This window comes from Fictibacillus tiangongensis (genome assembly GCF_048083785.1).
Lineage (GTDB): Bacteria > Bacillota > Bacilli > Bacillales > Fictibacillaceae > Fictibacillus.
In genome coordinates this window covers 1,097,163-1,118,648 of the sequence record NZ_CP182294.1, presented here as the reverse complement: position 1 = coordinate 1,118,648, position 21,486 = coordinate 1,097,163, and the positions used below count along the sequence as shown (strand labels likewise).

Sequence of the window (21,486 nt, the reverse complement as noted above, 5' to 3'; positions counted from 1 at the left end):
GATATTGGTTAGCTTAATAGTTAATCTTTCTGCTCAAACAACTGCACAAGTTCAATGATGACTTGAGTCGCTTTGATCATATTATCGACAGATATATATTCGTGACGACCGTGGTAGTTTTCTCCGCCCGTAAAGATGTTCGGAGTCGGAAGGCCCATAAATGATAGTTGAGATCCGTCTGTCCCCCCGCGGATTGGTTTGATATTCGGTTCGATATCGAGCTTTTTCATTGCTTCAGAAGCGAGATCAACAATCTCTTTAACCGGTTCAATCTTTTCTTTCATATTATAATACGTGTCGTTCATTTCTAACTGAACCTTATCTTGGCCATATTTTTCACGCATTTCATCCACGATCTCTTGCATTCTATCTTTTCTCTTTTGGAAAAGTTCCTTGTCATGGTCGCGGATGATGTAATACATGTCTGTTTGTTCTACATCACCTTTCAGACCGATCAAGTGATAGAACCCTTCATAGCCTTCTGTGTGCTCAGGCGCCTCTTCAATAGGGAGTTTACTGTTTAATTCCATAGCAATTTTTGCCGCATTCACCATCTTGTTTTTTGCAGAACCGGGATGAATATTTTTTCCTAAGATACGAATTCTAGCATCAGCTGCGTTAAAGCTCTCATATTCTAATTCACCTAAAGGTCCGCCATCCATCGTATAAGCATACTTTGCTCCGAATGCAGCCACATCAAATTTATGAGGACCGCGTCCGATCTCTTCATCGGGAGTGAAAGCCACTCTTATTTTCCCATGCTTAATTTCTGGGTGTTCGATCAAGTACTTCATCGCTGTCATGATTTCAGCGATGCCTGCCTTATTATCAGCACCAAGCAATGTTGTTCCGTCCGTTGTAATCAATGTATGCCCCTTATAATCTTGTAAACTAGGAAAGTCTTTTGGAGACAATTCGATATGTAAGTCTTTGTTTAAGATAATCGTTTCTCCGTCATAGTTTTCGACGATCTGCGGTTTAACGTTCGTTCCTGTAAAATCAGTAGCTGTATCCACGTGTGCAAGAAACCCAATGACCGGAATTTCTTTGTCGGAATTAGATGGTAATGTTGCCATAACATAGCCGTTATCGTCGACAGTTACTTCCTCCATACCAATTGCTTTTAACTCTTCAACAAGCATGTTAGCTAGCGTCCACTGACCCTTTGTTGATGGAGTCGTGTCACTACTTCCATCAGATTGTGTATCTACTTTTACGTATGTAATAAAACGATCCATTATTTCCTGTTTCAATTTTCAATCAACTCCTATTGTTTTGCTTTATGATAGCATGTTTTACAAAACATTACATATTGCTAGATTATTAAAAAATGTACGCTTTCACATGTCTTGATGTCTAATCAACTTGTCCTTTTTCTGCATATGATGTATTACCAGCACCAAACAAAGGTGTTGTGAAAATAATGGGGTGATTTTAATGGGTTGTTGGAAAAAAGACAAATGTGAGTCTTCTTCAAGCTATATCTATCTAAAATGTAAGCGTTGCAAGAAAAAGAAGAAGAAAAGCTGCGGCTGTCATAAAAAACATTAATTAAAAGAAGGAGTCCAGTGTTGGGCTCCTTTTCAACTATCCTTTTATTTAGAACCTAGACCAAAAGCAATTCCGATCGCAACGCCTATTCCTATACCTAATCCAATGTTATCGAGCGCTATCCCAATCGCTATACCAACGGCAATTCCGATCGCCATTTCACTTCCCTTAAACTTGCTGCGTTTTTTCATAATCGGCTCACCTCCTTTAAAAATAAGGAACCCGAGAGCACGCTTAAATACTAAGATATAGTTCTCCAGATTATAGAACTATTCTTGAGGATACGTTTTTAATAAAAACTCAATTGACTTGTTAATCAGTTTTTTTAAGATCTCCTCATCCACATCAGCTAGTTTATTAATGTATACACATGCAGCACCCGTTGTATGTTTGCCGAAGTGTTTAAGCAGCTCAGTACGATCCGGGTCTCCTGGGGCAAAATACAGACTTATCTTTGCTTTTCTTGGTGAGAATCCAACAAGTGGTGCATCCCCTTCATGTCCTGTCTTGTATTTGTAATGATACGAGCCGAATCCGATAATACTCGGCCCCCACATCTTCGCTTCAAAACCAGTCGTTTCCGCAAAGATATCTAACAACTTATAAGCATCTTCTCTCTTTTTTGGACTATCTACATTCTCGATAAACTCAACAACACTCTGTTCGGTTTCTTTTGTCTTTTGCTCGTACATAATTAGCTCCTTTTTTCATATGAAATTTTAAAAGTGAAAGCTTCTGTATCTTAACCTTCTACATACTTAGCAAATCCCCTTTCAATTTCCTGATTGTAAAGTGTTACATATGATTGTATACTACTAATTGAGAATGATAATCAATATTAGAAGTTCCAAGAAGGAGCGAACATTATGTATCAACATAACGTTTTTGATGTGACCATTATCGGCGGAGGTCCAGCAGGCCTTTATTCAGCTTTTTACAGTGGTCTTCGAGAAATGAAGACCAAAATTATAGAGTTTCAATCGCAGTTAGGCGGTAAGATACATGTCTATCCAGAAAAGATGATTTGGGATGTTGGAGGACATACCCCTCTTCCAGGTGCAAAACTTATTGAAAAACTTGTTGAGCAAGGACTTACGTTTAATCCTGAAGTAGTACTGAATGAAAAAGTAGAATCAATTTCACAAGATGAGAATGGTATTTTTATTTTGCAGGGATCTTCCGGTGAGCAGCACTTTACTAAAACTGTTATCGTTGCAGTTGGAAGCGGTATCTTAAATCCTCAGCGATTAGATATTGAAGGAGCTGAACGGTTTGAAGTGTCAAACTTAAACTATACCGTTAAATCTCTTCAGCATTTTAAAGATAAGACTGTAGTCATATCAGGTGGCGGAAATACGGCGATCGATTGGGCGAACGAATTAGTACCGATCGCAAAAAAAGTGTACCTGACTTATCGAAAAGGAAATCTCGCTGGACATGAAGCGCAAGTTACACAATTGATGAACAGCTGTGCCGATTGCATTTTCAACACTTCGATCTCAAAATTATTCGCCTGTCCCAACCATGAAGTTATTGAACAGATTGAGTTAACAAATCACGAAACAGGTGAGATTTCTTACCTCCCTATCGATGAAGTCATCATAAACCATGGCTATGAACAAGATACATCTCTTTTAGGAAACAGCGGGTTAAACATTGAGCTCGCGGACAACTTTTATATTGCAGGAAACGCTAACAGTGAATCTTCTATTCCTGGACTGTATGCTGCTGGCGATATCCTTAAACATGATGGGAAATTAAATTTAATCTCTGGTGCTTTTCAAGACGCTGCAAATGCAGTGAATAAAGCAAAGCAATTCATTCAACCTGATGCACAAAAAGTTGCGATGGTATCCTCACATAATGAGGTGTTTAAAGAACGCAATCGTGAGCTTGTTAAACAGATGGTGAGATGAAATAAGTAATATTAGGTGATATATCAATATGAAATGATAGGAGTTTTTCTGGGGATGATGAGACTAGTAGTATTAGATGATTGGGAGCATTCCTTTGCAACAAACCCTGAAATAGACCGATTACGAAAATACTTCATTGTAGACATTTATTGCGATAAACCAACAGAACATGAATTAATCTGTAGAATTGAACAGGCAGACGTCATCTTAACGATTAGAGAACGCACAAAATTTCCGAAAATGCTTCTTAATCAACTAAAGAATATAAAACTCATTGCTCAAACCGGATCAGGTCTTTCACACATCGACATGGAAGAGGCAAGTAAGCTAAACATTCCAGTTGCCACTACTCCAGGTGGATCTGCTGCCGTCGTTGAATTAATCTTTGGCATGATGCTCGTTCACGCTCGAAATCTTTTGCATTTAGATCAACAACTGAAACAGGGTGTATGGAAAGAGTCAGTTGGTCTTGGTCTGGAAAACAAAACAGTAGGTATCATCGGTCTAGGTAAGATTGGTTCAGGTGTAGCAAGGATCGCAAAAGCTTTCAAAATGAATACTGTCGCATGGGGACCCCGCTTAACCATTGAGCGCGCGAAGGCCGAAGAGGTTGAATACAAAGAATTACAAGAACTTCTTCAGACCTCTCACTTTGTCATCATCTCAGTAAGACTTGTGCCCGAAACTCGTCACCTCCTTAGAGAAGAGCATTTTAGACTTATGCGTCACGACGCTTTTCTTATAAACACGTCAAGAGGTGAAGTACTAGATGAGGATTCACTTGTAAACGCATTAAAACATAAGTGGTTTGCAGCTGCGGGGTTAGATGTTTTTTCAGAAGAGCCAATCCGACAAGACCACCCAATCCTGAAGCTTAATAACGTGCTATTAACGCCTCACATTGGTTGGAAGACGGACAACATGTTTCACAATTTTTTAGCAACAAGTGTAGATAACATTATCTCTTACATAATAGAAGATAACCCTAAACGTATCGCTAATATAGAAGCTATAAAAAGTTAAAAGCCCACCGTTGAGTGGGCTTTGGATTGTATAGCGTTAATTAAAACAGCTTTTGCAGCTCATTTATTCCTAAGAATGCAAACATGAGTAGACACCCGATCAAGACTGCGTTGGTTAACCACTTGTTGCGATATTCCGCATCCACTTTTTTAGAATTCAACAAGATAATGAGTGAGATCGCAAGAAACGGCATGAACAATGCACCTAACACACCATATATAATGATCAGCTGAACCGGCTTTCCAAAAAAGAAGATCAGCATCGGTGGGAATGTCAGCCATGCTAAATAAGCACGATACGACTTATCTTTTTCTGTAACCGGCTTTACGGAATGTAAGTCTTCTTTCTTTGTCTTAATGGTTCTTAAAAAGTCCGCAAACAGATACGGCACTCCGTTCCAAACGCCAAGAAGTGAAGTAAAAGCAGCGGACCAGAACGCGATCAAGAATAACCAGCGCAACGGTGTTCCGAATTCTTGGCCTAAAAGTTCAGCAAGATTTAGAAGACCTTGATCTCCTTCTAACTTCACATCTGTTCCAAATAAGAACTTCGCTCCGATTACAAGGGCCGCCATCGTAAAAAGTCCCGTAATAACATACGCTGCTTTCGTATCAAGCCTCATAATGGGAACAAAGTCTTTTCCTTTCCAATTCTTTTCTCTTAGCCAATATCCATAAGAAGCCATCGTGATCGTACCGCCTACTCCTCCAATTAATCCAAGAGCTAACATGAGCGATCCGTCTGGCATTTTGGGTACAAATCCACCAGCAAATTCTCCGATCGTAGGTAAGAAAAGCAAAGATGTACCAATAATTGTGATAAACATAACACCGATCAATACAGTCATTATTCTTTCAAAAAGCAAATAACGCCCCGTCCAAACAAGTGCAAAACCTAATAAAGAATGAATGATTGCCCAAGCCCATATCGGCATGATAGGAAGCATCGCATGCATACCTAATCCACAAGTCATAGCCGCAGTAGCACCGTAAATGTAACCCCAGATGACCGAATAAACACCAAAATATCCAGTCGCCCATTTTCCGAGTGAATGCCAACCTTGCAGAATGGTCTGTCCTGTCGCAAGGTACCAGCGGCCCACTCCTTCATTTAAGAAATACTTTAAAATAGAACCGATTACGATGGCCCATACAAAAGTCATTCCGAATGAGGTACCGATTACAATGGCAGTTACTAAATCCGCTGTACCTACTCCAGTTGCTGCAACTACAAAACCTGGACCGATCATTTTTAGTTTTTGACCCATCGTTTGAGGCGGTAAAGGATTGTTACCAGCAACTGAATTAAGTTCATTGTTTAATTCCAATTCATTGTTCAATTTCAGCTCCTCCTTCTCTCTGTAATAAAACGCTTTCAGTAGAACATCTGCTAATTATGTCATATATCTGAATATTTTATCAACTTCTTATATACCTATCTATACATAGGTCCCTTTCTACTATCAACTTTTAGCAAAAGAATTCTAACCGTATGAATTAAAATTTGTGTTCACAAATAAAAATAAAATGGAATAACTTATATGTAATAAAACCTAACATCAATATGATATAATAAGTAACAATATTTAGAATTGTCGACTAATACTTCAATAGGAAGGAGGAAAATTATGTCTGTGGATAAATCTTATAAAGATAAAAAAGTCATGTCTATAGGTATCATCAGTGAACTAACAGGACTATCAGAACGTAAGATTCGTTACTATGAAGAGAGGAAACTTATCTTTCCTGAACGAACGGGCAAGGGAACGCGCAAATACTCTTTCTCGGATGTAGAACGTCTGATGGAAATTGCCGATCAAATTGAAGATGGTGTTCAAACATATGAGATCAAAAAAGAACTTACGAAAAAGCAGCAGCGTGACGAACGTAATAAAATGATTCGAGGACAGATTAACGCGCAATTTAATATGAGAAATTGAAAACATCTGGCTCCCCAGTAAAATGGTGCCAGCTGTTTTATCTCGAGAGTCGCTCATACACCTCTCGTAAATTCTTTATTCCTAACTCCTGAACACGCGCTACATAAACACTCCAAAGCTCAGCCGTCATCTTAGCATCTCCTAATGCATGATGCCTGTTTGCTATCGGTATATTGCAATGTTCACAACAATCTTCTAACCGGACAAGAGCAGTCTCTGGTTCAGCAATCTTTAGTAAAAATGAAGTATCTACTATTCGATGTTTGAACTGAGTTCGAAATAATTTCCAATTATAATGTTGAAGAAAATTCTTCTCATGACTTGCATGGTGAGCGACGAGAACGTGTCCTCTTGCAAATTCATAAAAATCTACCAGCACTTTTGATAATTGAGGAGCATGTTGAAGATCACTTTCTTCTATTCCTGTAAGTTCTTTAATCTCAGGAGAAAGTTCACCCGTACATTGCGCGAGAGAATAAAAGGTTTCTTCATGTTGCACTTCTCCCCCTTTTACTTTCACTGCACCGACCGATAGAATCTGGTTACCTTGTTCAGGAAAAAAACCAGTAGTTTCAAGATCGAACACCACAACATTCAAATCACTAAAAGGAATGGTTAAGCTCTCCTCCACTTTTAATTCCTTTTGAAGCTGCCTTAAAAATGCGACATGCTGAGGACTTGATTGACCTTGTAATGACGCATAAACACTTGAGTTTATTTTCCCTTGGACTTGTTTCATAAATTGAATAAGCGGATTCATCCTCATATATTAAACATTCCCTTAATGACCGATTGCGTATAATTTTGTAGCTTTTGACCGTTTAATAGAATATGCTTCATATCTTTTCTTTCATCTTTGCTGAGTTCTTTTATGTTTAAGTAGTGAATGTCATCGTAGTTTTCTGTATTTTTTTTATGATATTGCAATCTGTATTGAAGGAGCTTTTCGAATTCGTCTGAACACCAACTAAGCTCTTCTTTATAGTTTGATATGCTACACAGTTCCTTCAGTCTTGCAAGTGTAGAGGTAGCCTCTACACTCTCTTTCATAGCAAGTAAGCGGACATTATTCACATAAGGAAAGAAACCAGATTGCTTTAAATCGATACTTCCTGCATGTGAGCCATGGGATTCTGTTAAAAATTGATGAAAGAAGCCTACTGCTTTTTTTACATGCTGTGTATTTTCTAACAGCCGTTCTAAAAGATGCGGATTCCTTTTCACATAATCATTTATGAGCTTTCTAAGTTTTTTACAATAAGTTTCTTCACCCACAAGTACTCGTGCATCATAAAAAATCAAAAGAAAACGTATGCTCTCGAAGCTTTCTTCGGTAAGCCACTTTGAAAGTTGCTCTTCCCACTCTACTATGGATTTACTCCAAACAGGATTAGAACTCATCACATTTCCATCGCAATACGGATAACCCACTTCATTCAAACCATCTGCTAACTCTTTTCCTAATGAAAGAAAGTAGCACTTCGCTTCATCACTTTTTTCCTCATAGATCAGCCCATGATCTTGATCTGAGATGATTGCTTGTTCGAACCTCCCCCCACTCCCCATCACAAACCATTCGTACCGGCATGGAACAGGGCCAAATGTTGCAATATGTTTTTGTAGAGCAATATGAAAGACTTTTTTCATCATTTCATCATGAAATTCATTTAAAGCTTGTGACGAGACTTGATGCTCCATCCATTTTTCATCACGCCATTTTTTCAAACTTGAGTAAGGCATATTCACACATCCTATGTGATAAAAGCATTGAGGAATAGCCCCCAATGCTTTTCATCACTATTAATTTGCGATTCTATTTTTTTCTTCGTTTGCGATGAACGCCTCTGGATAACCATAGTTTCCGTGTTCACTCACATCCAAGCCGATAATTTCTTCTTCCTCTGAAACACGAAGACCCTTCATTACTTTTTTCATAGCATACAATAGAACGAATGAAACAACAAAAGCGTACAGTGCTGACACAGATACACCCATCGCCTGAACGCCAAGCTGTGAGAATCCACCACCATAAAACAAGCCAGGCTTCCCGACTGTAGCAAGTTCTGGTGTCGCGAACAACCCCGTAGATAACGTTCCCCAAACTCCGGCCGCTCCGTGAACGCTCAACGCATAGATCGGGTCATCTATTTTTAATCTATCGAAAAACTTCACAGAATAGAATACTAAGATTCCTGCAACAAACCCAATTAAAACGGCTGCCCACGTTTCAACGAATGCACAAGAAGCTGTAATCGCAACAAGTCCTGCTAACGCACCGTTTAAGATCGTCGGAATATCAGATTTACCCAAAACCATCCAAGAAATAATAAGTGCAGCTACCGCACCTGCTCCAGCCGCGAGATTTGTATTTAACGCAACAAATCCGAAAAATCCATCATCAACCACAAAGGTACTTCCTCCATTAAAACCAAACCATCCCACCCAAAGGACGATAACTCCTAATGCTGTATACACTTGGTTATGTCCGAAGATGTTATTGGACGTACCATTCTTATTAAATTTTCCAATACGCGGTTTTAAGAGGAATGTCGCAGCAAATGCCGCCATCGCACCTGTTAAATGAACGACTGTACTTCCGGCAAAATCTTGCTTGCCATGTTCCGCTAACCAACCTCCGCCCCAGATCCAATGAGCAACAACAGGATAGACTGCAACTGAGAAAAGAATAGCAAACACGAGATAAGCAGACAATTTCGCTCGTTCAGCAAATCCTCCGAACGCAATCGTTAAAGAGATGCCTGCAAACGCAAGCTGAAACATGAAAAATGCAGCTGTCGAATAGGCCATTCCTTCCGCTTGATCACCTGAATAGAAAAAATCAGACAGCCCGATAAAAAAGTTCGAGTTACCACCAAAAATAAATCCATATCCGACTGCCCAAAATACGATTGATGCTAATCCAAACGTAAAGACTGTCTTTCCTGCAATATGTCCTGCATTTTTCATTCGAGTCGATCCCGCTTCAAGTAAGATGAACCCGCCTTGCATTAAAATGACAAGAAGTGCACCTAAAATAAGCCAAACACTGTTTAATGAAAACACGATATCTTCCATTTGAACGCCCCCTACTGAACTGTTTCTTTCATTCTATACAGTTCTGGCGCAGATTCTACACCCATGTAAGATTATCTAACATGGTTTTTTTAATGGCCTATTAAAAAGAGAAAAAGCAAACCCTTCAATGTATAAAGGTTTGCTTCTCTATCTGTTTAGACTACTTTAGATGATGTAGTGTTTGTCCTCTTTTGTGCGACGTCATGTTCCGCTCTCTTCCCCCACCATGTTGCAAGTAATGGTCCTGATATGTTGTGCCACACACTAAAAATTGCACTTGGCACAGCAGACAACGGTGAAAAATGAGCCACTGCAAGCGCCGCACCTAGTCCAGAATTCTGCATCCCGACTTCAATGGAAATGGCCTTTTGATCTTCAAAGTCCAGCTTCAAACCTTTCGCGATCAGGAAACCGATTAAAAGTCCCAGCACATTGTGAAGAACCACAATGGATAAGATTAATAATCCAGTCTCAGCTATTTGTTTTGCGTTTGCTGCTACAACAGCTGATGCTACAGCGACGATTCCAACTACAGATACTAGCGGCAGGGCAGTAACGCTTTTTTCCACTTGTTTACGGAATAATAACTTAACGGCAAGACCTAAAAATATAGGAACGAGTACAATCTGCACGATCGACAGCAGCAAACTGCCCGCTGATACCGAGAGCCATTTGCTCGCAAACAGCAGTGTTAACGCTGGTGTTAAGATCGGAGCAAGTAACGTTGCCACGGATGTCACCGCAACCGACAGTGCTGTGTTTCCTTTTGCTAAGTACGTCATAACGTTCGATGCCGTTCCGCCTGGACAGCATCCTACTAAGATAACACCAACTGCTACTTCTGGCTGTAATTGAAATGTCGTAGCTAGTCCAAATGCTAGGAGCGGCATAATCGTATACTGTGCTGCCACACCGATCAATACACTTTTCGGGGCTTGAAATACCGCTTTAAAATCATTCAGCGAAAGGGTGAGCCCCATCCCGAACATGATAATTCCTAATAAGAGAGGAATATAGGGAGCGATCCATGTGAAGCCTCCTGGAACAAAAAATGCTAAAATGGCAAAAAGAATCACCCAAATCGCAAAGGTGTTGCCCGCTGTCTTACTTACTTTCTCTAGAAATCTCATGGTTGTCACTCTCCTTTTTAAGAGAGTATATACGAGTTATCTAAAATTTCAATGGTTATTTATTAAAATTTCAGAATTATGTGATTATATTTGCTTTTTATATGATGAGGTCGTACTTTTATGTGATCGACTCCATTTTTTATGTGATTCCTTCAAAAATTTATGTGATTATCAATTTTCAGGCTCATCTACCCAGTTGTACCGCGGCACTTTCGCCATGTGTTCGCGTCTCCTCTCGACTATGAACATCCCTTTTAGCGTTCCATAAAAATATTGCATAAACGTCGCCTTGATTTTTCTGATTTTGTAGTGAAAAACGGTTGTTTTGAATGCATCGACTACAACTGAAACCATAAATTCTAGCGGACGGTCGAAATAACCTGTTATATGCCAGTTTCGCTTTCTCCCAAAACGTATAGATCTCAATCGCCGTATTGACAAACAAGCCGGTATAAATAGAAAATGGCCAGGAGGATACTTCCACCTGACCTTGTTTTACAGAGATATTTTTTGTATGAGCTGCCGCTTTTTACTCATTAATAGTTTTAACTCTTCATCAACCGCTCTGTACTCATCCGTACCCGTTTTACAAAAACTTATTTTTCCAAGCATTTCTGTAATCTTGTTTTCTACTAAAGCTAATTCTTCAGCCCACTGCTGAACGCCCTCAACTGAAGATCTTTTACTTTGATTTTCATGTTCACTAAGGCCCACCTCTATTCTCTTGAGCTGCTGATTCTCGATAACTAGCAGTTTATCGCACAGCTTTTCAACGAAGAATCTGTCGTGCGAGACGATGATAAGTGTGCCTGAAAACTGTGACAAGGTTTCCTCCAACTGCTCCCGGCTTGGCAGATCCAAATGATTTGTAGGTTCATCCAAAATGAGTACATCATATTCCTGCAAAATCATCAGGACCAGCTTAACGCGTGTTCGCTCTCCTAAACTCAAGTGGCGGATTGGCTTCGAAAGTTTTCGGTCCTCGATGCCCATGTTGGCAAAGATTGTTCTTGCCTGCGTCACTTGATGCTTCTCTTCTAAATCAAAATAATCATACACCGTTTTTTCTTCTGGCAGATCACTAACATCTTGGGAAAGATAAGCAATTTTCATCGATTCACTTTTCCAGATCGATCCTTTCGTTACAGACTCATCCCCAAGTAACATCTTAATAAATGTTGTCTTACCAGAACCGTTCGGACCCTGTAACGCTATTCTTTCTCCATGTTTGATATAAAAGTAACTTTCTTCAAAGAGGGTTCGATCTCCGTATTGTTTCGTTAAATCACGTGCTTCGATGAGTCTTTTCCCTCTCTTTCCAGAGGAATCAAATTGAAAGAATACGTCACTTTCTTCTTTGGGCTTATCGATTCCTGTTTTCGAGAGTTCTAGATTTAATCGATTCAATTTTGATTTAATTTGGTTATCTTTTTTCTTCGCTTTCATCCTTTCATATTCTTTTAGCCCCATCTGTCTGTTCTCCGCTGCCGTTCCTCCCTTACCTGCTTCCCGGTGAGCTTTATCAGACCACGTTTTTAACGTGTTCACTTGCTGTTCGATCATGTGTATTTTTCTTTGTTGTTTCTCATAATCTCTTTGTTGTTGTTCAAAACGACGTTGTTTCTCTTTTCTATACGCTGAATAGTTTCCTTCGTAAATGGTGAGAATCCCGTCTTCCAGTTCAAAAATCTTCTCTACCGTTTCATCAAGAAAATAACGATCGTGAGAGATGATAATGGCTGCACCTCTATAGTTTTGAACCTCTTCTGTAAGCCAATTGATTCCTTTAAGATCTAGATGATTTGTCGGTTCATCTAAAATAAGGAACTCTGGATGATTCGCCCATATTTTCGCGATAGATACCTTTAAACGTTCTCCACCACTCAAATGTTGTAATCCACTCTTTTGAAGCAAATATTTTTGAAGTCCTAACTTCTTACTCGTTCGCAGCAATTCTTCACCTGTTTCCATCAACTCCTGTTCAACATCTAACACATAATCTGTTGATTGTGGTAAATATCCCATATGCAGATTTACCGGCCAGGTCGTAATTGATCCATGATCGTGGTTGATACATTTCATAAGAATGTTAACGAGCGTTGTTTTCCCACTGCCATTCCAACCTACTAAGCCAATTTTTTCACCTTGTCTAATATCAAATGAAATATCTTTTAATATTTCTTTATCTCCAAATTTCTTCTGCAATCGTTTAACTTGTAATACAGTCGTCATGCAGCTCACCTCTTTCCTGTTCGTTAGGGAGGCTCGCAAAAAAAACCTCCCTGGAGACCCAGAGAGGTTGGTGAGTTCGCACAAATATGGTAATAACACGTATCCAAAGAAACACAAGAACATCATGTTCTTTGTGTGAAATCATAAGGGATATTTACGTGTATACGCAAAATGGGCAGACTTATCCTATTCTCCAGGTCTCAATATTGAGTTAGCCTAAGAAAATAAGAGTTTTCCACATCAGCGTAGTACCGTTCCTTTCCAAAATGACTTCTACTTACAATTGTTAGTATATGGTCGTAAACATTAAATGTCAACGCATGCATCAAACAGTTCTAAAAGACAAAAGGAAGAAGTCTTTTGCCTCTTCCTTTCATACATTATTTGATAAAGAAAGTTTCCGTGTTGTACTTCTTGTTGTTTCCAGGTTCGTATTGATTCTCTACGTTTTTACTCGCATCGACCGAGAACCAATTTAACGTTGTTGTCTTTTCAAACGTTAACGTTTCTGGTCCTTCACGTGTACCACTCAATGCTAACTTTTGAGAATTAAACGTTGGACGGCTGCCATCTAACGTGTAGTAGATCGTAGCAGGTTCACTCGTTTTGAAGCTGACTTCAACTTTATCTTCGTGTCTTCCTCCATTTGGTGTGACACTCGATTTTGGCGCTTTTTTATCTTTAGAATATTGATACGCCACATCAATCAGTCCTAATAATCCGTTTGAGAATTCCATTGCTTCTTCGTGTCCTTCGTCAAACGGAGGCTGAAAACCTACCAGTTCCCATCTTTTTGTTTCTTTGTTCCAAAGATCAGCACCCACTTCGAAGTTCCAAGCATAGATTCCTTTTTCATACCAAAGGTGATCGGCTGAGTTTCCTGCAGCGGAATAAAGAACGTCTGGAATCGGTCCTGTTCGGCTTGGCAGAATCACTGTTCCACGATGCTTTTTGATTTCTTTTAAAATGTGGTCGGATGCTTGCCAATAATACGCTTCTTCCCCAGCAGACGGGCGAGGCAATGTTTCACGTTCTGGCGTATAAGCACCTGGTGACCACATGAAATATCCACCATAGCTATGGATATTCATAGCAAATTTAATGTTCGGGTTCTCATCTGTTAACCAAACTAAATTCCGGCTTTCTGGTTCAGAATGCTCGCTTGGCCCCGCATATGTGCTACTCAAACAATTCGTTGTTGATGCTCCAACATACCCATCAAAAGCTGATCCCACATCATGGTTACGATTCAAATCTACGCCCCACGAATTTCGGTATCCATTATCTGATTGATTTGGGGAGCAGTGATTCGTCATGTTCTTCCGCTGTGAATTAAAGTCATAAAAACTATAGTGCCCTCCATCTGGGTTCATAGACGGAACAATAAAGATATCAAGATTATCAACCAGTTTCTTAGTCTCTTTATCATGCGAATAGTTTCGCAATAGTCGTTCAGCAGTCTCAACGGAAACTAGTGGTGTTACCCATTCACGTGCATGTTCTTGTGAGTAACCTAGTACCCCAGGCTTGGAGCCATCTCTATGCTTTCCGATACGAATTGCTTTAACAGTAAATGGATCACGTGAAACGGTGGCGGGTGCTCTTAAGTTATCTGACAAGTTGGAAGTCGCAGGTTCTACAATTCCATTACCTGCATTTCCACGATAGGTCGTAGCAGATACAAGATCACTTACTTCTGCATTCAGCAGTTCTACGACTTCCTTTGCCGTACTTTTTGCGTTACCTGCAGCATCCGTTGCAAGTGTAACGATGATTTTGCTTCCGCTCGTACCAACAGAAAGAGGAGCACCTGCTGCTGATGCCTTTTTCAATTCTAAGCTGATCGCATTTCCGCCTTCATGGCCCCAGTCTCGAGATGTCACAACAACAGCTGTGTTCTGCAACGTACCTAGAGTCGCTTGAGCTTGTCTGCGATATCCGTTCGTCTTGTTCGGCATCTCAACGATTTCAGCGAGCTCAGGGTATTCTTTTACTAAATTCTCGATCCTCGCGTTCGTTTCAGTTGGATCCATATAATGGTCAACAAAGTTCTTCACATAGTGTTTGCTCGGCTTGTCCGGTTTTCCTTCCCCGAGCCATTCAGTTACTGAAGATGTAGCTGAACCTCCGAGCGAACTTTCAATGGTTATATTTTTTGGTATTGCTGAAATTGGTAACATAAAGGAATGATAGAGGTACTCTCCGGCATCCTGAATCTGTTGGAGTGTTGCCGTTTTCTCTTCTCCATTCTCTGTCCATCTAGCGGTTAGAATCGTACTTGATACGGCACCGGATGTGGATTTTGCTTCTACGTAAAGGAAAGTGTCGGATGCATTCGTGAAGTGGTTTGCTCTGAGGATTGTTACTGTTTCTTCAACAGCTGTTAGCTTTTGTTCTTGCTTAACTGCCATTCTTCTTTCTGTTGCGCGCTGATTGAGTTGGTTCTCTGTAATGAGCGTTTCTTTTACGTTAATTCCATAGAGCTTCAGCATCGCAGCTTCAGTTGGTGTTATAACCGCATCTACTTCAATTTGTCCATCATGAACGTGCATCCTGTGGGTTAGATCGATACCAAGTTCCTCAATCTTCTTCATCGCTTCCTTCGTGTTTGGCACAGCTAACTGAACGAGAGAAACGGACTCAACTGGTTGTATCTTGAGAGATGAAGCTTCAGCAACTTGCGGCGTCACACCTGATTCCATGGTTGAAAAAGCTATCCCTGCAACAGTTGAAAGCACGAGTGCAGAAGATAGCCACCTCTTACTGTTTTTCATAACAAGCACACCTCCTATATATGTATAAGGTAAGTGTAACTTTATTGTCAGAAAATTCAATCATACTTAAGGACTTACATAGGCAGTTAGAAAGCCGTTCGTTCTAACTAGACAATTTGTAAAAATAATTAATAAAAGGTAAATATAGTAATTTAGGAGTGGGTAGAAGACCTTATCTACCTTGCAGTATTGATACTATAATTCAAACTCTTCTTTCAAAATAGAATACACGTTTAAATCTTGATGCTCACCTTTAGCAAACATCGCTTTTCTTAACGTACCTTCATAGCTCATCCCCAATTTTTTCATAACTCTTTCAGATCCACCGTTCTCTACAAAGCATCTTGCCTGAATCCGTTCTAAATGCATGTTTTGAAAACCGTATCTCAGAATTTCCTTACCCGCTTCAGTCGTGATGCCTTGACCCGTATTTTTGTGCGATTACATAACCAATCTCAGCTGTTTTATGATTGATCTGCCATGAGACAAAGTCAATCGTACCAATCAATTCGTTGGTTTCTTTTAGTACAATCCCCCAAGGTGCTAATTCACCTTTTTCATATTTTTTTAATACAAACTGGATAAATTCCTTTGTATCCTCTAATGTTCGGTGCGCTTCCCAAGTCACATAGCGTGAAACCTCAGCATCGGATCCATATTGAAACATATCTTGTGCATCCTCTACTGTTAATTTTCTTAAAAGAAGACGCTCTGTTTCTAATGTTGGTAAGTTCGAAAAAATATCTTTAATTTCCAAGATGAACTCCTCCCTACTTTTACTATTGTATACTTAATTTAAAAAAGGAAAAATATGGACTTTAGTCGAATTTTGGAATAAGGGGGAAATAAAATGAGAAAAATGAAGCCTTTTGTTATTCCACTTCTATTCTTCTTGGTAGTTTGTGTTGCGTTCACTTTAGAGAACTTAAAGACTGAACTGAAACTACCAAATGAAGGTTGGAGCCGTTCTCTTCCATTACAAACAGAAAAGATTGGTGAAGTTAAGCCGGTATTTCAAGAACAAAACGGAATGCAACATGTATATGTTCCGAAAGAAAATGAAGTATTGAGTTTTCAAGTTACTGACAAATTAGAGGTAAAAGATAAACAAACTATTCCTCTTTCTATTCCAAGTCCCCAAGACTTCTGGGTACAAGGTGATCAGTTTGTATTCGTGAGGGACAAGCAGCTGATTCATTATGACGGTGAGAAAGAAAACGTCCTTGATCAAGATGTTAGAGGTATGGATTCTAATCCAAACAATGTCATCTATTTTAAAGACAACGAGATATTAACTGTAGATATGAATTTATTGAAAGTTAAGTCTTTGAAAAAGGTGCCAGATCAAATTTATTCAGTCGTTCTAAACGACAAATCGGATTCGTTTATTAGTGTTAGAAAATCTTCTAAGGAAACGACTAAACATATTAAGGTTACTTTTCACCAACCTGATCATCATTTTGGCTATCAGGAATACGTAATCTTGGATAAAGATGAACAAATTAAAGAAAATCATTTCGGCTTTTACTTTATTGAGAATGGCAGAGATGTAACGATTTACTATACTTTGTTTACTAATAATTCAGGTGGGAAGTCATATAAAATTTATCAAGGAACTAATCCATTGAACACAAATAAAGAGTGGGATTTTAACTTAATGACATTCATTGATAATAATGGAGTGAAGTTAGAAAACCCTAAGTTCATTCAATATGGTGTTGATGAGAATGGTCAGGCAAAAGTAATGTTTACTACTCGTGCATTAAAGTCTAACGAAAAAGAAGCTGTTAATGTTTATGAAGCGAGAGCTGATGGAGATGTTTGGAAAACTGAGCTTCGAAGTACTACAAATCATCAGTCCCTGCACCCTTACTGGATTGGTGAAGATTCAGTTATGTGGCTTAACTTAGTGGGATATAAAGAGTACACATTTAGTGGAGCTTCCAAGCATCCTGATGTTATTAAAAAGAGCCTAAAAATAACAAAAGTAGATCTTAAGGAAGCCGTTTCTGCAACGGTATTGTCTCTTTTTCAAGGATTAATCTTTGCGATGAGTTCAGTATATTGGATCACACCTGCCGTTCTTTTTGCATTAGTCATCTACATAGTAAAAATTAAATTGATGGAAGATGAAGATAAGCGCATTTTGTACACGATCTTAGCCCTGTTTCTCGGTGTCCAATTTATATTTATTCAGAAGTTGTTTAATACTCACTATTACATGTATGCTCCCGATTACTTAGCTTTTTCAGGGAGTTCATTTGTTATCCCTATCGCGCTCGCTCTTGCAAGTGGTGCAGCCGTTTGGTATGGAAGAAAGCAAGACTGGAGTAAACTTACGGCTATTAGTTATTTTGCTGTATTAAACACTTTCTTTTTATCGCTTGTTGTTGGGCCTTATATGTTTTAGGGAATGGAGAAAAGACATGAAAATTTTTCAATTTACTAAAGAATCAGGAACACACATCTCGAAATTCAACTCTAATTTTGTTATGTCTAGAATTGCAAGAACGGAGGAACCTGCACACATTGGATGTGTTCATCTAGATGCTGGAGGAGTCATTGGCTATCATAAAGCTGTGATTCCACAGCTCCTTCTTGTGGTGAGTGGTGAAGGTGAGGTTTGTGGTGAGGATAGAGTAATGCATAAAATCAACAAGGGTGAAGCTGCTTTTTGGATCAAGGGAGAATATCATGAAACATCTACAAATGGTGGTCTTACTGCAATCATTATTGAATCCGAGATGCTTGAACCTGCTTTTTTTATGACACTAAAATAGGACATACGAGGAGATTCTTAATGAAACCAGTCTTGCTTCAAGTTGTTTCCAAGCCATTAAAGCTTATTTTAGACAATCACCCTTTACAATTACCTAAATCCTTTCAATATGAAGTGGAAACTTTTTGGAGTCGTTTTAATCATGATAATCGTTTTACGAACGGTGAAGTTTTTCATATTGATGAGGTGAAAGAAACAGAACAGGAAATCGTTTTTGATTTAAGATCGAGTGATTACGCTCATTATCTTTATTCAGTGCAAACGAAGAATATGAGCGACCATGCCTGCAGAGTTATATATGGAGCTGGATTAGTAGAAACCAAAGATTCTTACTTTGTTTTTGGTGAGATGAATGACCATACCGCTTATCCAGGTCGTTTACAGTGTGTGGGCGGCGGCTTAAGCAGAACCGATTTACAAAGCAATCAGTTCCAGCTAAAGGATAGTGTTTTGCGAGAAATGACAGAAGAGCTTGGTATTCAGCTCCATTGCGTGACTAGTTGTTCTGTTCGTTTCTTAAAAACTGGTGGAAATTATGATTTTCTAGCCGTTTTGTTTCACATTCAATTGAATTTAACGAATAGCCAATTAGAGTATGAGTACAAAAAATTGAGTGAAGCATCAATAGCAATCGGCGAAAAATCAGAGTTTGTTCGTTTGGTTTCAATTAAGAATGAACCAAGCTCAATAAACGATTTTATCAACAACAATCATCGCCCTTCGGTTGATTATTTAATTCCTCTTCTTAAAAATATGTAATGATTCATAACAAGAAAAATAAGGAAATAAAACCATTTATTGATTATAATGAAGATAGCTTTTGGCATATATATGTTTATCCATTTAAAAGATAAAGAAGGAGGTTTACATATGCAGCGTCACAGAAGAAGAAACACACCCGCTTTTACGGTTTTAGCTTATTTCACGTTCATCGCTGGAGTGTCCATGTTTTGTATCGGACTCTATAATGCAGACAATCTGCAACTGAACGAAAAAGGCTATTATATTGCCGTGATGATTCTTGTGGCTGTAGGTGCGATTCTTACTCAAAAAGTTACTCGTGATAATGCAGAGGATGACGAGCTAATCGCTGAGCAAGAGCGCAAGTACACGAAAGCCGAATAGAAGCACAAAAAAGGAAGGCACATTTTTAAATGCCTTCCTTTCGTGATTATTTAACTTGTTCACCTGCGTACACTTTTACATCAGTTGGAGCAGCCATAAAACTCGCCGCTTTTTTACCGAATGCCACAAAGTGCTCACTTGTGTTATGGTTTTGAACCGCTTCTTGGTTCTCCCAAACTTCTACCATCATATACGTTGCTTCTTTTTCTGTATCTTTCTTCAGATCGTATTGAATGTTCCCACTTTCAGCACGTGAAGCTTCTACTAACGTTTTAACCTCCGCTAAAAATGCTTCTTCTTTATCTTTTTGTACCGTTAAACCTGCGTGAATAATAATCATCTTTTTCTATTCCCCTTTCTTATCTCCACTCTGTTGTTTCTTCTACTGATAGACGAACAGATTGATATCCTGCATCCGCTGCTTTACCGATTGAAAGCAACATAACAGGGAAATAACGCTCTTTGTCTAGACCAAACGCTTCAGCAATCTCAGCTTTTTCATATCCACCAATCGGATTCGTGTCATATCCGTGTGCACGAGCAACGAGCATTAATTGCATAGATACAAGCCCAGCATCAATCAAGTTCATATCTTTAAACTGTTCTGGAGTCATCTGTTCTAAAAGTCCGCGGATTGCTGGTACTTGCTGATTTCTTACATCAGCTGGCATATGCCCTTCGTCTACGGCTTTGTCATAGATTTTTTCAAGGTAATCTAAGCTATTGTTATCTGCGAATACAGCAATTACAGCAGATGATGTTTCTACTTGACGTTGGTTAAACTTAGCTAGAGGCGCTAACGTTTCTTTGCCTTCTGGTGTATCGATCACGACAAAACGCCATGGCTGTAAATTAACAGATGATGGAGCAAGTGAAGCTTCTGTTAGGATTTCTTTCATCTCATCTCTAGAAATTTTTACTGATGGATCGTAGTTACGAATGGAACGGCGTCCTGTGATAATTTCGTTGAAGTCATTGATTTTTGTTTGTTGCATTGTGCATTCTCCTTTGTGTTTAAAATTCTTAGTTGTTTAAGTTAGTGACTACTCAAAAATTTCAATGTTGCGCTGAATACGAGTTAACATCTCCAGCAACGTTTTTCTTTCTTCTTCAGAAAAATCATGCAATACACCAGAAATAAAACGTTCTTTCTCTTCCCGGTAATGAATGATTTTCAAACGACCTTCCTCTGATAGAGAAACATACGTAAATCGTTGATCTTTAGGGTCTTTTCTTCTAATAACCATACCCTTATCTTCAAGCTGCTTAAGATGCCTTGTTACAGCTGCATGATCAATATTAACTTTCTTTTGAAGAGCTCTCTGACTGATCTCTTCTACTTCATATAACTCATGCAAAAGCTCTAAGCGTGTTTGACTAATGCCTGTACAGCTCTCAAACTTAGGAACCGTTCTACGATGTATCTCATACAAACGGTTAATAATCTTCTCATCATCTATATATGAGTTGGACAACAGCATCCCCCTCCTTCAAATAATTGATAGCTCAATAATTGATACGTCAACTAATATAAAATACTTTATTTCAAATGTCAAACAGAAAAGTTTTTATGTAAAAAACAAAGAGGCTATCTGTGATGAACAGATAGCCAAGCCATGATATTAAATTGAATTAGCGCTTTCCGCCAAGAGCTTGAGCAACTAAACGTTTTGTGATTTCTCCACCTACAGATCCGTTAGCACGAGAAGTTGAATCTGGTCCAAGGTTTACACCGAACTCAGAAGCGATTTCATACTTCATTTGGTCGATAGCTTGTTGTGCACCTGGTACTACTAATTGGTTTGAGTTAGCCATGTTGTTTTCACCTCCTAGTTGAATTAAGATTATAATTCCACAATGAATCGTTCTTATGCGCGAAGGTAAAAGGTAGTATTTGTTAATAAAAATAGGACGATTTTTACAGTATCGTCCTGTGTGAAAC

At 39.0% G+C, this 21,486-nt stretch carries 21 protein-coding genes and 1 pseudogene; 7 read left to right on the top strand and 15 right to left on the bottom strand.

Annotation, left to right across the window (positions count from 1 at the left end):
- Positions 1-20: 20 nt before the first annotated feature.
- From pepT to ACNJYY_RS06080, 3 genes are all read right to left on the bottom strand, one after another.
- Positions 21-1,253: a peptidase T gene (gene pepT / locus ACNJYY_RS06090; protein ID WP_416730978.1), complete on the bottom strand. Its 1,233-nt coding sequence runs from the start codon at positions 1,251-1,253 to the stop codon at positions 21-23.
- Positions 1,254-1,595: 342 nt separating this feature from the next.
- The gene (locus ACNJYY_RS06085) at positions 1,596-1,742 is read right to left on the bottom strand and encodes a hypothetical protein (RefSeq protein WP_416730977.1); all 147 of its coding nucleotides are present in this window, start codon (positions 1,740-1,742) and stop codon (positions 1,596-1,598) included.
- Positions 1,743-1,820: 78 nt separating this feature from the next.
- Positions 1,821-2,243 (bottom strand): DUF1801 domain-containing protein, encoded by a 423-nt coding sequence (locus ACNJYY_RS06080; protein ID WP_416730976.1) that lies wholly within the window; start codon positions 2,241-2,243, stop codon positions 1,821-1,823.
- 174 nt (positions 2,244-2,417) lie between these two features.
- On the opposite strand from ACNJYY_RS06080, the gene ACNJYY_RS06075 reads away from it, so the two are divergent.
- The gene (locus tag ACNJYY_RS06075) at positions 2,418-3,467 is read left to right on the top strand and encodes an NAD(P)/FAD-dependent oxidoreductase (protein WP_416730975.1); all 1,050 of its coding nucleotides are present in this window, start codon (positions 2,418-2,420) and stop codon (positions 3,465-3,467) included.
- A gap of 54 nt (positions 3,468-3,521) precedes the next feature.
- On the top strand, positions 3,522-4,490 hold the full coding sequence (locus tag ACNJYY_RS06070; RefSeq protein WP_416730974.1) for a D-2-hydroxyacid dehydrogenase family protein: 969 nt from the start codon (positions 3,522-3,524) through the stop codon (positions 4,488-4,490).
- A gap of 40 nt (positions 4,491-4,530) precedes the next feature.
- Here ACNJYY_RS06070 and ACNJYY_RS06065 read toward each other — a convergent pair whose 3' ends face one another.
- Entirely contained in the window at positions 4,531-5,829 is a 1,299-nt protein-coding gene (locus ACNJYY_RS06065; RefSeq protein WP_313957529.1) for an Nramp family divalent metal transporter, read from the bottom strand.
- A 288-nt stretch (positions 5,830-6,117) separates the two neighbouring features.
- On the opposite strand from ACNJYY_RS06065, the gene ACNJYY_RS06060 reads away from it, so the two are divergent.
- Positions 6,118-6,429 carry a MerR family transcriptional regulator gene (locus tag ACNJYY_RS06060; protein WP_144701911.1) on the top strand — a complete coding sequence of 104 codons (312 nt, stop codon included), beginning with the start codon at positions 6,118-6,120 and terminating at the stop codon, positions 6,427-6,429.
- Positions 6,430-6,466: 37 nt separating this feature from the next.
- Here ACNJYY_RS06060 and ACNJYY_RS06055 read toward each other — a convergent pair whose 3' ends face one another.
- The 7 genes and pseudogenes from ACNJYY_RS06055 to ACNJYY_RS06025 form a co-directional block, all read right to left on the bottom strand.
- Positions 6,467-7,195 carry an exonuclease domain-containing protein gene (locus ACNJYY_RS06055; RefSeq protein WP_416730973.1) on the bottom strand — a complete coding sequence of 243 codons (729 nt, stop codon included), beginning with the start codon at positions 7,193-7,195 and terminating at the stop codon, positions 6,467-6,469.
- Positions 7,192-8,169, bottom strand: coding sequence for a DUF294 nucleotidyltransferase-like domain-containing protein (locus ACNJYY_RS06050; RefSeq protein ID WP_416730972.1), 978 nt, complete (start codon positions 8,167-8,169; stop codon positions 7,192-7,194). The genes ACNJYY_RS06055 and ACNJYY_RS06050 overlap by 4 nt, the downstream gene beginning before the upstream one ends.
- Before the next feature lie 60 nt (positions 8,170-8,229).
- Entirely contained in the window at positions 8,230-9,504 is a 1,275-nt protein-coding gene (locus tag ACNJYY_RS06045) for an ammonium transporter (protein WP_416730971.1), read from the bottom strand.
- Positions 9,505-9,659: 155 nt separating this feature from the next.
- A complete protein-coding gene (locus tag ACNJYY_RS06040; RefSeq protein ID WP_416730970.1) occupies positions 9,660-10,634 on the bottom strand; it encodes a bile acid:sodium symporter family protein in 975 nt (324 codons plus the stop codon).
- 495 nt (positions 10,635-11,129) lie between these two features.
- Complete coding sequence (abc-f, locus tag ACNJYY_RS06035; RefSeq protein ID WP_416730969.1) at positions 11,130-12,866, bottom strand: ribosomal protection-like ABC-F family protein; 1,737 nt, start codon at positions 12,864-12,866, stop codon at positions 11,130-11,132.
- Between the two features lie 380 nt (positions 12,867-13,246).
- Positions 13,247-15,640 (bottom strand): M14 family metallopeptidase, encoded by a 2,394-nt coding sequence (locus ACNJYY_RS06030; RefSeq protein ID WP_416730968.1) that lies wholly within the window; start codon positions 15,638-15,640, stop codon positions 13,247-13,249.
- A 195-nt stretch (positions 15,641-15,835) separates the two neighbouring features.
- Positions 15,836-16,397: pseudogene (locus tag ACNJYY_RS06025) on the bottom strand (GNAT family N-acetyltransferase).
- 93 nt (positions 16,398-16,490) lie between these two features.
- Here ACNJYY_RS06025 and ACNJYY_RS06020 point away from each other — a divergent pair.
- The 4 genes from ACNJYY_RS06020 to ACNJYY_RS06005 all read left to right on the top strand — a co-directional run bounded on the left by ACNJYY_RS06020 (position 16,491) and on the right by ACNJYY_RS06005 (position 19,544).
- Positions 16,491-18,050: a hypothetical protein gene (locus ACNJYY_RS06020; RefSeq protein ID WP_416730967.1), complete on the top strand. Its 1,560-nt coding sequence runs from the start codon at positions 16,491-16,493 to the stop codon at positions 18,048-18,050.
- 16 nt (positions 18,051-18,066) lie between these two features.
- On the top strand, positions 18,067-18,420 hold the full coding sequence (locus ACNJYY_RS06015; RefSeq protein ID WP_416730966.1) for a cupin: 354 nt from the start codon (positions 18,067-18,069) through the stop codon (positions 18,418-18,420).
- A gap of 20 nt (positions 18,421-18,440) precedes the next feature.
- Complete coding sequence (locus ACNJYY_RS06010; protein WP_416730965.1) at positions 18,441-19,178, top strand: hypothetical protein; 738 nt, start codon at positions 18,441-18,443, stop codon at positions 19,176-19,178.
- A 111-nt stretch (positions 19,179-19,289) separates the two neighbouring features.
- Positions 19,290-19,544: a YiaA/YiaB family inner membrane protein gene (locus tag ACNJYY_RS06005; protein WP_066392185.1), complete on the top strand. Its 255-nt coding sequence runs from the start codon at positions 19,290-19,292 to the stop codon at positions 19,542-19,544.
- A 46-nt stretch (positions 19,545-19,590) separates the two neighbouring features.
- Here ACNJYY_RS06005 and ACNJYY_RS06000 read toward each other — a convergent pair whose 3' ends face one another.
- From ACNJYY_RS06000 to ACNJYY_RS05985, 4 genes are all read right to left on the bottom strand, one after another.
- The gene (locus ACNJYY_RS06000; RefSeq protein WP_416730964.1) at positions 19,591-19,884 is read right to left on the bottom strand and encodes a putative quinol monooxygenase; all 294 of its coding nucleotides are present in this window, start codon (positions 19,882-19,884) and stop codon (positions 19,591-19,593) included.
- A gap of 19 nt (positions 19,885-19,903) precedes the next feature.
- Positions 19,904-20,539 (bottom strand): nitroreductase family protein, encoded by a 636-nt coding sequence (locus ACNJYY_RS05995; protein WP_144701948.1) that lies wholly within the window; start codon positions 20,537-20,539, stop codon positions 19,904-19,906.
- A 48-nt stretch (positions 20,540-20,587) separates the two neighbouring features.
- The gene (locus tag ACNJYY_RS05990) at positions 20,588-21,025 is read right to left on the bottom strand and encodes a MarR family winged helix-turn-helix transcriptional regulator (RefSeq protein ID WP_153238979.1); all 438 of its coding nucleotides are present in this window, start codon (positions 21,023-21,025) and stop codon (positions 20,588-20,590) included.
- Positions 21,026-21,176: 151 nt separating this feature from the next.
- The gene (locus ACNJYY_RS05985; protein WP_197222258.1) at positions 21,177-21,359 is read right to left on the bottom strand and encodes an alpha/beta-type small acid-soluble spore protein; all 183 of its coding nucleotides are present in this window, start codon (positions 21,357-21,359) and stop codon (positions 21,177-21,179) included.
- Between the last annotated feature and the right edge of the window lie 127 nt (positions 21,360-21,486).

Excerpts from the sequence above, each read along its gene's own strand:
- ACNJYY_RS06085 (WP_416730977.1), bottom strand. The coding sequence starts at position 1,742 with ATGAAAAAACGCAGCAAGTTTAAGGGAAGTGAAATGGCGATCGGAATT.
- ACNJYY_RS06080 (WP_416730976.1), bottom strand. The coding sequence starts at position 2,243 with ATGTACGAGCAAAAGACAAAAGAAACCGAACAGAGTGTTGTTGAGTTT.
- ACNJYY_RS06075 (WP_416730975.1), top strand. The coding sequence starts at position 2,418 with ATGTATCAACATAACGTTTTTGATGTGACCATTATCGGCGGAGGTCCA.
- ACNJYY_RS06070 (WP_416730974.1), top strand. The coding sequence starts at position 3,522 with ATGATGAGACTAGTAGTATTAGATGATTGGGAGCATTCCTTTGCAACA.
- ACNJYY_RS06060 (WP_144701911.1), top strand. The coding sequence starts at position 6,118 with ATGTCTGTGGATAAATCTTATAAAGATAAAAAAGTCATGTCTATAGGT.
- ACNJYY_RS06055 (WP_416730973.1), bottom strand. The coding sequence starts at position 7,195 with ATGAGGATGAATCCGCTTATTCAATTTATGAAACAAGTCCAAGGGAAA.
- ACNJYY_RS06050 (WP_416730972.1), bottom strand. The coding sequence starts at position 8,169 with ATGCCTTACTCAAGTTTGAAAAAATGGCGTGATGAAAAATGGATGGAG.
- ACNJYY_RS06045 (WP_416730971.1), bottom strand. The coding sequence starts at position 9,504 with ATGGAAGATATCGTGTTTTCATTAAACAGTGTTTGGCTTATTTTAGGT.
- ACNJYY_RS06040 (WP_416730970.1), bottom strand. The coding sequence starts at position 10,634 with ATGAGATTTCTAGAGAAAGTAAGTAAGACAGCGGGCAACACCTTTGCG.
- abc-f (WP_416730969.1), bottom strand. The coding sequence starts at position 12,866 with ATGACGACTGTATTACAAGTTAAACGATTGCAGAAGAAATTTGGAGAT.
- ACNJYY_RS06030 (WP_416730968.1), bottom strand. The coding sequence starts at position 15,640 with ATGAAAAACAGTAAGAGGTGGCTATCTTCTGCACTCGTGCTTTCAACT.
- ACNJYY_RS06020 (WP_416730967.1), top strand. The coding sequence starts at position 16,491 with ATGAGAAAAATGAAGCCTTTTGTTATTCCACTTCTATTCTTCTTGGTA.
- ACNJYY_RS06015 (WP_416730966.1), top strand. The coding sequence starts at position 18,067 with ATGAAAATTTTTCAATTTACTAAAGAATCAGGAACACACATCTCGAAA.
- ACNJYY_RS06010 (WP_416730965.1), top strand. The coding sequence starts at position 18,441 with ATGAAACCAGTCTTGCTTCAAGTTGTTTCCAAGCCATTAAAGCTTATT.
- ACNJYY_RS06005 (WP_066392185.1), top strand. The coding sequence starts at position 19,290 with ATGCAGCGTCACAGAAGAAGAAACACACCCGCTTTTACGGTTTTAGCT.
- ACNJYY_RS06000 (WP_416730964.1), bottom strand. The coding sequence starts at position 19,884 with ATGATTATTATTCACGCAGGTTTAACGGTACAAAAAGATAAAGAAGAA.
- ACNJYY_RS05995 (WP_144701948.1), bottom strand. The coding sequence starts at position 20,539 with ATGCAACAAACAAAAATCAATGACTTCAACGAAATTATCACAGGACGC.
- ACNJYY_RS05990 (WP_153238979.1), bottom strand. The coding sequence starts at position 21,025 with ATGCTGTTGTCCAACTCATATATAGATGATGAGAAGATTATTAACCGT.
- ACNJYY_RS05985 (WP_197222258.1), bottom strand. The coding sequence starts at position 21,359 with ATGGCTAACTCAAACCAATTAGTAGTACCAGGTGCACAACAAGCTATC.